The sequence below is a fragment of the Bacillus sp. FJAT-27231 genome, from assembly GCF_001183975.1.
Classification (GTDB): Bacteria; Bacillota; Bacilli; order Bacillales; family Domibacillaceae; genus Pseudobacillus; species Pseudobacillus wudalianchiensis.
Genome location: NZ_LFZU01000001.1, coordinates 515083 through 529219, shown reverse-complemented (window position 1 = coordinate 529219; position 14137 = coordinate 515083). Strand labels below are relative to the sequence as shown.

General features: G+C 41.2%; 11 protein-coding genes. 4 read left to right on the top strand and 7 right to left on the bottom strand.

Annotation, left to right across the window (positions count from 1 at the left end):
- Positions 1-102 precede the first annotated feature (102 nt).
- Positions 103-843, top strand: coding sequence for an IclR family transcriptional regulator (locus tag AC623_RS02470; RefSeq protein WP_049660237.1), 741 nt, complete (start codon positions 103-105; stop codon positions 841-843).
- Between the two features lie 83 nt (positions 844-926).
- Here AC623_RS02470 and AC623_RS02465 read toward each other — a convergent pair whose 3' ends face one another.
- The 3 genes from AC623_RS02465 to AC623_RS02455 all read right to left on the bottom strand — a co-directional run bounded on the left by AC623_RS02465 (position 927) and on the right by AC623_RS02455 (position 4895).
- Positions 927-2342, bottom strand: coding sequence for an amino acid permease (locus AC623_RS02465; RefSeq protein ID WP_049660235.1), 1416 nt, complete (start codon positions 2340-2342; stop codon positions 927-929).
- 428 nt (positions 2343-2770) lie between these two features.
- Positions 2771-3232: a DinB family protein gene (locus tag AC623_RS02460; protein ID WP_049660233.1), complete on the bottom strand. Its 462-nt coding sequence runs from the start codon at positions 3230-3232 to the stop codon at positions 2771-2773.
- A 268-nt stretch (positions 3233-3500) separates the two neighbouring features.
- Positions 3501-4895, bottom strand: coding sequence for a M28 family peptidase (locus AC623_RS02455; protein ID WP_049660229.1), 1395 nt, complete (start codon positions 4893-4895; stop codon positions 3501-3503).
- Between the two features lie 259 nt (positions 4896-5154).
- Between AC623_RS02455 and AC623_RS02450 the strand changes: the two genes are divergently transcribed.
- Positions 5155-5952 carry an arylamine N-acetyltransferase family protein gene (locus tag AC623_RS02450; RefSeq protein ID WP_049660227.1) on the top strand — a complete coding sequence of 266 codons (798 nt, stop codon included), beginning with the start codon at positions 5155-5157 and terminating at the stop codon, positions 5950-5952.
- 63 nt (positions 5953-6015) lie between these two features.
- Here AC623_RS02450 and AC623_RS02445 read toward each other — a convergent pair whose 3' ends face one another.
- Both AC623_RS02445 and AC623_RS02440 read right to left on the bottom strand, forming a co-directional pair.
- Positions 6016-7011, bottom strand: coding sequence for a zinc-binding dehydrogenase (locus AC623_RS02445; RefSeq protein ID WP_049660225.1), 996 nt, complete (start codon positions 7009-7011; stop codon positions 6016-6018).
- A gap of 143 nt (positions 7012-7154) precedes the next feature.
- Positions 7155-7343, bottom strand: a complete 189-nt coding sequence (locus tag AC623_RS02440) for a hypothetical protein (protein WP_049660222.1) — start codon at positions 7341-7343, stop codon at positions 7155-7157.
- Between the two features lie 149 nt (positions 7344-7492).
- Between AC623_RS02440 and AC623_RS02435 the strand changes: the two genes are divergently transcribed.
- Entirely contained in the window at positions 7493-8338 is an 846-nt protein-coding gene (locus tag AC623_RS02435; RefSeq protein ID WP_049660220.1) for an STAS domain-containing protein, read from the top strand.
- 55 nt (positions 8339-8393) lie between these two features.
- Here the strand turns inward: AC623_RS02435 and AC623_RS02430 are convergent, their stop codons facing one another.
- Positions 8394-8594, bottom strand: a complete 201-nt coding sequence (locus tag AC623_RS02430; protein ID WP_049660218.1) for a cold-shock protein — start codon at positions 8592-8594, stop codon at positions 8394-8396.
- A gap of 279 nt (positions 8595-8873) precedes the next feature.
- Positions 8874-10259 carry a protoporphyrinogen oxidase gene (hemG, locus tag AC623_RS02425; RefSeq protein WP_049660216.1) on the bottom strand — a complete coding sequence of 462 codons (1386 nt, stop codon included), beginning with the start codon at positions 10257-10259 and terminating at the stop codon, positions 8874-8876.
- 396 nt (positions 10260-10655) lie between these two features.
- On the opposite strand from hemG, the gene AC623_RS02420 reads away from it, so the two are divergent.
- The gene (locus AC623_RS02420) at positions 10656-13700 is read left to right on the top strand and encodes an efflux RND transporter permease subunit (protein WP_049660213.1); all 3045 of its coding nucleotides are present in this window, start codon (positions 10656-10658) and stop codon (positions 13698-13700) included.
- Positions 13701-14137: the final 437 nt, after the last annotated feature.

Sequence of the window (14137 nt, the reverse complement as noted above, 5' to 3'; positions counted from 1 at the left end):
CTTAAATTATAAAATTGAATGTGATATACTGTCAATAATGTTTTAAATTTTTTCAGAAAATTTTATTTTATGATTTTGTCTTGAAAGATAGGTGACTAATTTATGCAATCAATTGATCGTGCTATGAACGTTATTCAAGTGCTAGTTTCTGATGAATCGGAAAACTGGCTGTCCATTACGGAACTTTCCCAGAAGTGTGATCTCCCTGTTAGTTCCATGCATCGCTTGTTAAAAGCGATGTCCAAGCACGGCTTAATTCAACAAGACGAGCAATCCAAACAATATGGTTTAGGCAACATTTGGCTGGAATATGGCCTTCGCATGTATGACAAGCTGGATTACATCAGCCAGATCAGACCTGAATTAGAAAGGCTGATGGACAAAGTAGAAGAAAGCGTCTATCTTAGCCAGCCAGCAGGAACAGAGTCCATGATCATCGAACGGATCGACAGCGAGAAAAATCCGATCCGTGTATTTGACCAGCTTGGCTTGCGAATTCCGATGAGCGTAGGAGCTGCTAATAAAATCATGCTTGCCTACATGCCGTACAAACAGGTAAAAAGTATTATCGATACACTTCTGCCAGAACAAGAAAGACCTGCTTTTTGGGAAGTGCTGAAAGAAACAAAATTGAAAGGCTACGGCATTAGCCACAGTGAAAGAACAGAAGGAACCTCTTCTGTTGCTGCCCCGATTCTGAACCATTTCGGAGAAGTCCACGGAGCGGTAAGTGTTGGATTTGTCAGCTTTAACCTCACAGATGACAGACTGGATTTTCTAGTTAAAAATGTGGTAGAAACCGGCAAGCGCATTTCTGCTAAATTAGGATACAACGGCTCTTAATGAACAAAAGCAATGGATGCTCGGCTCTTTAAAACCGATAGGCATCCATTGCTTTTTTATATTTAATCAATCATCAAAAATAGTTAGATTATATCTTTGTCACCTGCATCTATACTTTCTGATGAACTTATTTTTTTTGCTAATCTAAATTTATAGAACAATACGCAGGCAACTAAAAAGCCTGTACCGTACAAGACACCGATTCTCTGAGTCGGATCGAAAACAAGGAAGACAAGAATAGCGAAACAGAATGCCACACAGAATAAAGGAACAAATGGGTAAAGAGGAACCTTATATTTCAGTTCTTCCAGCTTCCCTCCTGCTTTTATAAACTTTCTCCGGAACATATATTGTGATAAAGCGATTCCCATCCATGAGATCGTAACAGAAATACCCGCTATCGACATGAGCAGCACGAACACCGTATCTGCAGCAATAAAGCTTGTTAACAAGGACAAAAGCGAGAAAGAGATCGTAAAAAGAAGAGCATTAAAAGGAACTTTTCTTTTAGACAGCTTTCCAAACAATTTAGGCGCCATTCCATCATGAGCCATCGCCCATAACAAACGTGTAGAAGCATATAGACATGAGTTTCCAACAGACAGAATAGCCGTTAAAATGATGAAGTTCATAATTCCGGCAGCATATGGAACCCCTGCCAGCTTCATTAATGTAACAAATGGGCTTTCCAACAAACCTAATTCAGAAGAAGGGAATATGGCAGATAAAATAATGATAGAAGCAATATAAAATACAATAATTCTGAAAAGTACGTTACGAATCGCTCTAGGGATATTCTTTTCAGGCTCTTCACTCTCCCCTGCTGCAATCCCGATTAATTCTGATCCTTGATAGGAGAAAATAACATTCATCATCGTCACAAAGATAATAGCAATTCCTGCTGGGAATAATCCAGAAGGTGCCAAGTTATCAAAGAAAGGAGCTGGACGATCCGATAAGGGAATAAATCCGAAGATACCAGCCATTCCGATGATGATAAAGGCAATCACCGCCACAACTTTTATCCCGGCAAACCAGTATTCTGCTTCAGCAAAACCTTTCGTTGTTAGCGCATTCAAAGTAAATAACAGGAGAATAAATGCAGCACACCAAATCCAAACAGGAGTATGCGGAAACCATTGTTTCATTAAAATTCCTGCTGCTGTAAATTCTACGCCGGCGGTCGCTGCTGACCCTACAAAATACATCCACCCGAGGGCAAAACCAGCGGAAGGTCCGATGTATTTGGCGGCGTATTTTTGGAATGAACCTGTAACTGGCATATGAACAGCAAGTTCACCTAAGCAGACCATGACCATGTATAGGATGACACCACCGACTAAATACCCTATCATGGCTCCCCCTGCGCCAGCCTGATTAATTGTATAACCAGCATTCAGGAAAAGCCCGGTACCAATAACTCCTCCAAGTGAAAGCATAAATAAATGACGTTTTTTCATAGAACGGTTTAATTGTTCGTGAGATTGCATCCCTTCCATTAACCGAACCCCCTAACTAAAATATAAAAGCTTCTCAAAGAGACTATCGCTACTTATTACTCAGCTGTTTGTGCATTCTTTTAGTTGATTAGCTCCTCTCTTTTTCCGCATAACGGAATGTATTTCTGTTAAAAGGAAATATCTTTTCTAAATTATAAATAACAAACTGGAAACGTGTCAATATTTTTCGAATACTCTAACTTGTAAACGCTATATATTTTTAACATAAAAAATCCACAGCAAGGTTAACTTTCTCACTGTGGATCAGTTATTTTTAATAGTTGATGGATCATCTATACAACTCATGATAACTAAAAAAGAAGCGTAAAATAGTATGCGCCTTAACATATAAAAAGATAAGGTTGTAGACAAAGTCTACTTTATATGCTGTCAGGCTGATTGCAAGCGTTTGTCAACAGCCTGAGATTTTACTTTCTTTCTCTAAGGAAATAGATATAATCCGTTGACACACCTTTGCCTCCAAGCTGACGGAGAATAGCTGTTATGTTCCCCCGATGATACGTCCCGTGATTCACGATATGCATAATCACTTCACCAATGGTGTTAGTATAGGGTTCTCCTTCAGAAGTTTGATACTCAATGAGCTGATTGGTATTTGCTTGGGCTAGAAAAGTGGATATGTCCTCGTGCAGCTGCAGCATCTTTTCAGCTGCTTCCCCTACACTAGTAAACTGAACCGGTACCCCCCCTTCATTTTCCACTCCCTTTATACGCTCAAACCATAAGTGATCGACCGTTAACATATGGGCTGCTACTTCTGAAATAGAAGGAAACACAGACTGCACTTCTCTAAAAAATAACGGTTTAACCTCTTCGCTCTGCAAATAATCAAACAGTTTTTTACTTGCCCATACATGATACTGAAACATCTAAACCACTCCTATTTTTATCTACTCTAATGACTTATAAATAGAATATCAGCTGATCCGCGATGAATAAAAGACATTTAACAATTTCTACGATAACTAAAAGAGCTTCCGCTTGTTCGTCACTCTAACTTATAATCCCTTATAGATTAGATTTATTTTCTCTAGGAGGGTTACAGCACAATACTTGGAAGATTTACAAAGAAAAAACGACTCTCCTTCTTATCGGGAAAGCCGTCTTTTTTTCTATTGAATTAGCAAGGTTTAAAGATTATTTTACTGACTTTTTGTGATAAAGCGCTTTGTTCTTTTCCTTTTTCACTTTTTTCTCTTTAGGTCCCATGTTATCAAAGCGGGCGCTATCATACACAGCTGTTCCGACAATTTCAGCTACATCTTGCAGCTTTTCTTTGCTAATTTTATCAATGGTATCTTCAGGAGTATGATACCATGGTTCAGTCGGTTCATGGATGAATAGCGCAGCCGGGATACCTGCTTCCCCAAATGGAACATGGTCGCTTCTGCCGCCTTCAGCATAAGGAGTTGGTACACCATTTAATCGTTTGCTGGATGCTTGAGCTAGCTCTGTAACAAGATTCGGCTTCCCGTCTACTGTGTTCATGACTAAATCACCAGCATCTTTACTGCCTACCATGTCAAGGTTGAAGTTGGCAATAATACGATTTAGCTCAGCTTCAGGAAGGTTGTCCACATAATGCTCAGAACCAAGCAATCCTAATTCTTCTGCACCGAATGTGATAAAACGGATTTCCGTATCGGTTGGCACATTTTTCAACACACGGGCAAGCTCAAGCGTCATTGCTGTTCCGGAAGCATCATCATTCGCTCCAGGGGCCAGCTCCACAGAATCATGGTGGGAACCTATCACGATGACATTGTTATTCGCTTTGTTTTTGTTGGTCGGTTTTTTCGTTGCAATCACATTGTGAGAAGTTCTTTCTTCTGTTACAGCTCCTTCTACTTTCAAGGAAGCGCTTACAGTGTTATTCTGCACGTGAGCCGCTAAGGCTTCTCCTTCAGTCTTTTTCAACGCTACAGCTGGAACATATTGATCGCTTGCTTCACCAAGTGTCCCATTGACTGCGCCTTCCGCATTATTATAAATAATCACTCCTACAGCACCTGCAGCTGCGGCATTTAGCACTTTCTCACCGAAAGAAATTTCACCACGCTTAATGAGCGCAATCTTACCCGTTAAATCCGTGTTATTTAACTCTTCTTTTTTCCCTAATCCGGCAAGAACAATATTCCCTGTTACATCGCCGCTTGGTGTGTATGTAAAGGCAGAGGGATTTAGTGTTTCAGTGAATCCTTCTACAGATAATGTCATGCTGTTTGGCGGTGTATAGCCAGTAAAAGTAAATTCCTGAATCTTAACACCGTAGCCATACGACTTGAATTCATTTTTAATAAATTGAACAGCATTGTATTCTGCCGGCGTACCTGCTACACGCGGCACCTTCGCCAAATAATCAATATTGTTGTAAATATTATCAACGTTAATCTGGTTCACAATCTTATGGTCAAACACTTTATAAGGCTGGGATTGCGTTGTATTGGCAGGCTTGGCCAACACAGCTTGAGTGCCAAATGCGCTAAAAGTTAATGAAGCTGCAAGCGCGATTTTAACGATCGGTTTCTTCATTCCTTGTTCCCTCCAATGAATTGATTTGTCTCTCTAGAGGTAGAGTATAATATTTCGAATATTATAAATAGAGCAGTAATTACTATATATTCCAATATTTTTCAGTTGAAATCATCGTAATTTAGAAAGAAAGGCTCTTTCACCCAGGACAAATGTCCATGAACTCGTCTTGCTTGTTCCAAAATTTTTCGATTGCTATACTAATAATAGTGCTTCAGTGCATACCGTAACTGGGGACAGCCCCCATTAGGAGGAAAACATGGAGCGTTTAGTGAGAAAGTTAAAAAAGAGTGGATATGTTGAGTCGTGGCCGCCAGTAGAGCGGGCAGCATTTATACTGCGGAAGTTTGCGGAGTGGTTTCCATTTGAAAATGTGGATGTTCTTACTGGAAATGAGGCAGATGTTACGCCGGAGTTTTTAATGGATAAGATGGTTGAGAAGCAACGTGGAGGACTTTGTTACGAAATCAATCCCCTCTTGCTGCTTGTGTTGCAGGAGCTTGGTTTTGATGCTGAGCTTGGAGCGGCAACAATTAAAAAGGATGGTCAGTGGGCACTCGATCGCACACATGCTCTGGTGCTCTTGTGTATCGGCGGGCAACATTACATCGCAGATGGTGGTTTTGGCAATCGGCTGGCACTCTCTCCTTTGCTGCTGGATGGAGAAGCGGTCATTTCTCCTGCAGGCACTTTCAGACTTCGCACTCATCAGACAGAAAAAGGGACCATTGCGATGGAATGCCTAAATGATCAAGGGGAATGGGCCGTTCAGTATGCCTTTGATTGGAACCCGACACCATGGGAAAAACTGTCTGTTATGAAACGTACAATTCATTCTCATCCTCATTCTCCATTTAATAAACAGCTGTTAATAGCTCGGACTTTTCCAGATGGAACGCAATCCATTAATGAGGAGCGGCAGCACAGAAGATGGGGGAATGGTCGTGAAGAAACGATTACTTTCCAAGATACAGCGTCTTTTCTTGAAGCTGTTCGTCATGATTGTTCTCCTGCCTTAGCATCGGAAATAGAAAAGTACAAGACACAGTCACAATAGAAACAGTAATCTATTAAAAACCTCCAACCATCTACCGCAAACAGATGGTTGGAGGTTTTTTTATCATTCAGGAATAGAAAAACAAATCTTCCCTAACTGTTCAGCCTCTTCTAATCGTTTAAAAGCTTGTTCAAATTCACTAAGCGGGTAAACAGTGTCAATGATTGGCTTTAACTCATGCATTTCGACAAACTTGAGCATTTCCTCGTATTCCTCAGCGCTTCCCATCGTCGAACCAAGCAAATTGAATTGGCCATAGAAAAAGGTACGCAAGTTAATCGTGACTTCATCTCCTGTCGAAGCACCGAACGTAACGATCGTTCCGCCCGGACGTAACTGTTCAAGCGATTTATTAAAGGTTGCTGCTCCAACACATTCAATCACGAGATCCATCTTTTCGCCATCAAGCGCTTTGTGCCAATCTTCGTTGCTGTCAATTGCTTTATCTGCTCCCAGTTCTAATGCCTTTTTGGCTTTTTTCTCTGAACGGGAAGTCACATAGACAACTGCACCGGCAGCTTTAGCAAATTGAAGAAGGAAAGTCGCTACTCCGCCGCCGATACCCGGAATTAATACCTTCATTCCTTTTTGGATCTTGCCTCGAGTGAATAACGCACGATAAGCCGTCAGTCCCGCTAACGACAGGACACCGGCTTCCTCCCATGTTAAATGGGCTGGCTTTCTTACTGCATTTTCAGCCGGCAGGATAATTTTTTCTGCGAAAGTGCCATGATCAGGAAGACCGACAATCTCAAATCCCGCTGGGGGTGCCTCACTGTTTTTTTGCCAGCCAAGCCCTGGGTTAATGATCACTTCATCCCCCGCCTGGATGCCTTCTACTCCTTCCCCTATAGCTTCTACAATTCCGGCTCCATCTGAACCGACAATTAGCGGCGGATCAGTCGGTTTATGACGAGTAAGAACAAACAAATCCCGATGATTTAATCCCGCTGTTTTTAGCCGTATACGCACTTCTCCGGCCTTCGGTTGAATTTCCTCTATTTCCCTGCATGTAAGTCCTTCCATCCCCGATACTTTCTCATGAACAACTGCTTTCACTTCAATCCCTCCTTGAAAATGGCTTCTTTTCTTTGAGAAAATAAAAACCCGTCTTCGCAGCAGACGAGCTAGACTGTTTTCTGAGCTATCCCCCTGCCTTATAGGTACAATAGACTGATCGAGGTCCCATCACAAGCCTTTTGTTAGAGAACAATATAAACGCCTACCGCTGCTAGGGAAAGTGTTATGACCACAACATAAATCCATGATAAACGAGCAATATTTCCCTTCGTTGCCTTTCTATACTCCTCGTCTCCTTTTGTGCTAATAAAAACAGTCGCGTAAGCCCCAGCTATTAATAACAACACAATAAACACAACAATTATAGCCATTCGCCCCTCCCCCCTTTACTAGTTTTTTCTGTATATGAAGCTACTATCTTCTATCTTAAACTATTTCCATAAAAAATGAAGGATTTCTGTTTATTTGTTAAAAATGGATTATAATGAAAACAAGACTAATGTAAGGGTAGGTATCATGAATGAAGGATGAACTACGGTACATAGGTAAGAAAATTGTAGATAACCATCTGACGTTGGCACAGAGAATCGAAGGAACCATTGCAGCTGAAAATAAAAAAACAGGGGTAAAGAATAACGCTACTCTTGCGGAACGCAGAAAATACAGAGCCCAATTAATCGTATGTTTCGGAAAAGCATTGTACGAAGATACGGAACTTATCGCCCAAGAAGTTAAAAAATGGGGGAGAAGAACAGCGGAATTGGCCATCCAATATAATATATCCTTAAATAATCTTCTAAGAGAAGTAGCCACTTATCGTACCGTCATTTGGGATGTCTTCACAGAGGAATTGGAACAGCGAAAGTTTGCAGCGATTACAATGCTTGATGTGTCCAAAATGATCGATCCTTTAATTGACCAAGTGTTCAAAGTTATTGGTGAAGTCTATGAGGCTCATAATGAGCGGCTTATGAAAGTTGCCTACACCGCTCTAGAAGAATTGTCCGTCCCGGTCGTTCCGGTCGCAGAAGGAGTCGCAGCGATTCCGCTCGTAGGAGCCATTGATACACACCGAGCCAAATTGGTCATGGAGGTTGCCTTGAATGAGGGCGCCCGTATGAACTTATCTCATATGATCATCGACGTTTCTGGAGTTCCCATCATCGATACGATGGTCGCTGACCAGTTATTTCAAGTCATTCGGGCTTTAAAATTAACAGGGGTAAAGGCTACTTTAACGGGTATTCGGCCCGAAATTGCCCAAACGATTGTGAATCTCGGTATTCACTTTGATGAACTCAACCCTTGCGTTAATCTTCAAGAAGCATTAAAAAATCTAGGCTTTAAAAAAATAGAAGCCCGGTAAATGAAAAAACAGACTCCACACACTGTTGAGTCTGTTTTTATATGGATTAAATGAATCATACCGGAGTTACATTTGCCGCTTGCAGGCCACGTTGGCCTTCCTCAACGTCAAATGTCACTTCTTGGCCTTCATCTAAAGTCTTGTATCCTTCAGTTTGAATAGCTGAGAAATGAACAAATACATCTTCCCCGTCTTCTCTTTCAATAAATCCAAATCCTTTTTCGCTGTTAAACCATTTTACTTTTCCGTGTTCCATTTTTTGTTGCCTCCTAGCATTTAAATAGCAAATTAATCTTACGTACTTATTGTATCCCATTATTTATTTTTCAAACTCTTATTTAACAAAAAAATATGCATTCGGAAAGTGAGGCTGTTCCCAACAAAGATGATTTTAAAAAAACTCCTTTTACTTGGTTGTTGATTTTCATTGCAGACGAACACTTTCCGCTTTAATCAGCCGCTAAAAAAAACAGTATTCATCTTGAACAGCGCCTAAAAAAGCCTGCCAACACAAACGTGTTGGCAGGCTCCTTTCTTATGAGAGACATCTAATAATTTTTTCGGCTGTTGCTTCTCCGTTTTCGATGCAGTCTGGGATTCCCACGCCATAATAAGAACAGCCGGCAAGCAGCACACCTGGATAAGAAGCCGCTAGCTGCTCTTCAAGTGCTTTTACCGTTTGCGGATGGGTAATCAAATAATTTGGCATACTGCCGGACCAGTTCGTTACTTCACTTACAATTGGCTCAAGCTTCATGCCTAGACCTTGGCGAACGTCCTCCATGGCTACTTGAAGCAGCTCTTCTTTATTCATTTTCTGCAAAGCAGCAAATGATGGATGACTGCTTTTATAAAATAAGCGAACGAGTAAATTGCCGCTTTTTGACGTGTGCTCCCACTTCCGGCTCGTCCATGTACAAGCGTTGCATGACAGCTCATCATTATTCGCTGTAATAAAACCTGTTCCATCTTCCGGGAGAAGACTGTCAGGTACATCAAAGCCGGCATAGACGCTAATCATCGAACTGTTTTTTAAGCTGGCAAACTCTTTGGCTAACTGTTCATCATCAAATAGTTTTTCAGCCGCTGTATTAGGAATACTGAGCACTACGCAATCGGCTTCCAGCGCTTCCCCGTTTGTAAAAGATACGCGATAACGGCTGCTGATCTTTTCAACTTTAGCTGCTTTCGCATTCTTCCAAATCTCTACTTCTTCCAGCTTGCTGGCAAAGGATTCAATCAGTCTGTCTAAGCCGCTTTTAAAAGAAAAAAACTTTTTGCCGCTGCTTTGGAACTTTTCTTTATTAGCTTCCAATCCTTTAATAATACTGCCGTACTGTTCTTTATACTCGAGTAAATAAGGAAGCGTAGACGCAATCGTTAAATCACTTAACTTGCCTGAGTATACACCTGAGAGAACAGGAGCAATTTGTTTTTCCACTAATTCCTTTCCAAGAAAGTATTCAAGGAAAGCACCGACAGAATCATTCTTTGTAAAGGTTTCATTTTTTACATAGAAGTCTTTCAGCGCTTCTACCTTTCCCTCTGCTGATACTAGTGTACTCTTTGCCAGTGACTCAATACTTGCAGGAATGCCAAATACAGCATCAGCCGGAATTGGCTTTAATTCCCCATTTGTATAAATGAACGAGCGCCCGGTTGCGTTGTAGACCACTTCCTCTTGCAAACCGAGTTCTTCAATAAATGACATACCGCTCGCCTTACGGGTCACGATCGAATCTGCTCCCGCTTCCATAATAAAGCCGTCGTGTTTCACCGTTCGGATCTTACCGCCAAGCTCCGCGGTCTCTTCTGCCAGTACCAGCCTTACATCTGATTGATTTTTTTGCTTCCATTTATGCAACTCGTACATAGCGGATAGGCCTGTAACGCCACCGCCGATGACTAAGACTGTTTTCACTTATGCACACCTCTATTATGATCCGTTTTCACTCTCTTTTAGTGTACCACACTGAGCTTTCATTGAATCATTTGTTGCTAGCACGCGGCGTCATTTTCTTTTATTTGTGAATAAAAAAGAAACACTTACGCTGCCTTTAATCTGTTTTTCTTTACGAAGCTCTCAGTCTAAAGTCTTAGAAAAAGATCTGTCTCCAGTTCATTATGAAGATCCCATAACAGGGATAAGATGGAAACATAAGTTACACCCTATTCCATTACATACTGCTAAGTCTTATCACTTTTCATAGAAACAGCTTTCGATGGATTACAGCGCTGGAGTAATCCTTCTCGTTCTTGTGCATATCATTAAAACTTGGGGTGTTCATTATAAAATCAAAATCAAAGGAGAATGATTGTGGATCTCATAAAATTTATCGTTCAAAGGAAAATTTTAATCGGATTATTAACAGTTTTAATCGCTATCATCGGAGGATATTCGGTTCTTAAGTTAGACAAAGAATTGCTGCCCTCCATTGGGATGGATGGCGCCTATGTGGAAATTAATGCGGGAGAACTGTCTGCCATTGAGGTTGAACGGACCATTACGAATCCGTTAGAACAAAAGCTCGAAGCCATTGACGGCATCGAAAAGACTCAGTCAACGACAAATATCGGCCGCAGTTCTGTTCAAATCACCTTCGAACGTGGACGTGGAAAAGAATTATATAAGGAAGTTGAGTCCATCGCCAATTCCTTAAAATCAGACGTTCCCGGTATTACGGATATCTCATCAGGACAATACGGAACGAGCCAGAATTACGAGTTTTTCATGGATGTGTCCGGCGGAAACATGAAAGAAATGTCTGCTTTTGCTAAAGATGTGTTAGAACCCCGCTTAGAAGCATTGCCGGAAGTAAGAGATGTCTCCCTTTCAGGAATGCTGGAGCACGAAGCGGTTATTGAATTTAACCGTGAAAGGCTAACAAAGAATGGACTCACTATCCAGCAGGTGGTTGAAGCCATTCAGCTGGCAAACAACGAAGCGACTTTAGGTGCATTAAATGGCGACAAGGACTCCCCTTCTCTGCGTTGGAATACAACCTTAACAAGCATGGAGGATCTCAAAAACATAAGCCTTCCCACTCCAACTGGCTTTATTAAATTGAAAGAAGTGGCAAACGTTTCCTTGCAGCCTTTAGAAAACTCTTCTTTCGTCTGGAAGAACGGCACAAAGGATTTTATTTTTGTCCAAATCGGCCGTGTATCGGACGTTACGCAAATTGAAATGGCGGAAGCGGTACGGGCAGAGATTAAACGGATTCAAGATGAACACCTCGTTAAAGGCTTTGAATTAAATGAAATCGTCGCACAGGCTGACTATGTAAAAGAATCTCTTGATGGCGTAACAGATAATATTCTCATTGGCGGCGTCATCGCAATTGCTGTGCTTTTAATTTTCTTACGCAACCTGCGGGCTACCTTTATTATTGGCCTATCGATCCCAACTTCTGTTTTACTTACCTTTGCAGCTATGTGGATGTTTGATTATAGTTTCAATATTTTAACGTTAATCGGACTTGGACTCGGAATCGGAATGATGGTGGACTCATCCATCGTTATTCTCGAGTCAATCTACCGAAAGAAAGAGCTCGGCTTAGCCAATCTTGAAGCCGTGTTAACAGGAACAAAAGAAGTGGCGGCAGCTGTCATTGCCTCCATGCTAACAACCATTGTAGTATTTTTGCCGATAGGATTGATCGGCGGCGAAATGGGGCAGTTCATGATTATGTTGTCTACAGTAGTCGCTATTACACTGATCAGCTCTGTTATCGTAGCGTTTACTCTTATTCCGTCTCTCTCGGAAAAATTAATGACACTCCGCAGTCCGAAAAAGACGCTTAAAGAAGGACCTGTCATGCGCAACTACAGCCGGATGGTCGCTTGGACGATCAAGAAAAAGCGCCGCAGCCTTGCCGTCATCGTTATCTTTTTCATCCTATTTGCTGGTTCATTAACTTTGACAACAAAGATTCCGATGACAATCATGCCTGATATGTATAATCGTTATACCGAACTGATGGTGAATCTAGAAACGGGACTCTCAATTGAAGAAAAAGAAAAAGTCGCAGAGCAAATAAATGAAAAACTGCATTCAGTTGACGATGTGGACTCCAACTACGTAATGGATAATGGCGGAATGTTCTATACGATCATCAACATGACAAAGGGCGATGACATTACAAAAGAACAAAAAGAAGTCAATGAGGACATTTTAAAATCACTGCGAAGCCTCCAAAAAACAGAACCAATTGAAAATGTTCAAAGCGCTATGGGCGGCGGTGGCGGCTCACCTGTTCAAATCGATATTACAGGAGAAGACTTCAACGAGCTGCAAACTGTTGCAAATGACTTTATGAAAGAGCTTTATTCAATTGATGGAATCGTCGGGGTCACAAACTCGATGGAGCGCACGTCTCAAGAGAAAGTAGTTGCTCTCAAAAAGCAAGAGATCGAAAAAGCTGGATTATCAGAGCAGCAAATCAAACAGTTAATTGAGCAAGCTCTCTTACAAATGCCTGTCGGTGAAATGAAAATCGAGGACCAGAATGTGCCTTTGATTATGAAGTGGGCGAAAAAGACCGATACGCAAGCTTCCCTGTTAGATGTAAAAGTGCCTGGCAAAAACGGAGAACAAACATTATCTGATTTTGTAGAATTAAAGAATGTAGAAACACCTAATGAAATTTCTCATGCTAACGGTGAACGCTTCATTTCTATCTCAGCCGATACAGAAGGAAAAGATCTTGGAGCGGTTAATCGCGATGTTCAGAAACTCATTAAAAACTTTAAAGCACCAGCAGGATATACAGTCTCTGTCGCAGGTGATCTTGAGCAGCAGCAAGAATTAATGATGGATATGGCTCTCGTCCTCGCGATTGCGCTTTTCCTCGTCTATGTAGTAATGGCCGTTCAATTTAACCATTTAGGCCACCCGCTCATTGTTATGTCTGTTATTCCAATGACAATTACCGGGGTTCTTCTAGGACTGTTTATTACCCAAAGAGAACTAAATCTCATGTCAGGAATCGGCAGCATCATGCTCATTGGAATTGTGTTAAATAATGCGATTCTCCTTATTGATCGTACGAACCAGCTTCGCAAAGAAGGCTTCTCTGTCGAAGCAGCTCTTGTAGAAGCAGGAAAAAACCGAATTCGACCTATTTTCATGACTACATTAACGACAGTTGGCGGCATGCTTCCTTTAGCTCTCGCATCCGGCACTTCCGGCAACTACCAAGCCCCGATGGCAACGGTCATTATATGCGGTCTACTGTTTGCAACTTTTATCACATTGCTGCTCATACCAGCTGTATACCGCTTATTTACTAGCAGACGCCACAAAACAAAAGATGAAAAAGAGCAGGGAGACGATCCTTCCCTTTCTAAATATGTAATCTAATCACTAAAAGCCCCTTACCCAATTAAAACGGTACAGGGGCTTTTACCTATTTTAAAACAGGCACAGTTATACAACTATCCTGACTTTATACCCCTTGTTAGTGTCCATCCACAATCAAAAAACTCAAGATTCTCTATCAGTTTAAAAGGATAAAGGAAGCTTTATAACGGGAAGAGTTTATTACTCCAAAAAACCTCACCAAATGGAAATTTAATATAGTTTGCCATTCAGATAAATTGAACACCCTAATAAAGAGCACTAAATAACATACCGATATCTCCATTTTACAGAAGTATAAAAATTAACCTACATACTAAGCAGGCAGTGAAATGAAGCCGCCTCCTTGCTTGTACAAATTTCCTATTTACCACTAACACACTCCTATGATTTATCGCTCTAAAGTAGCACAGCGGTTTCTAAAAGAATACATTATACTT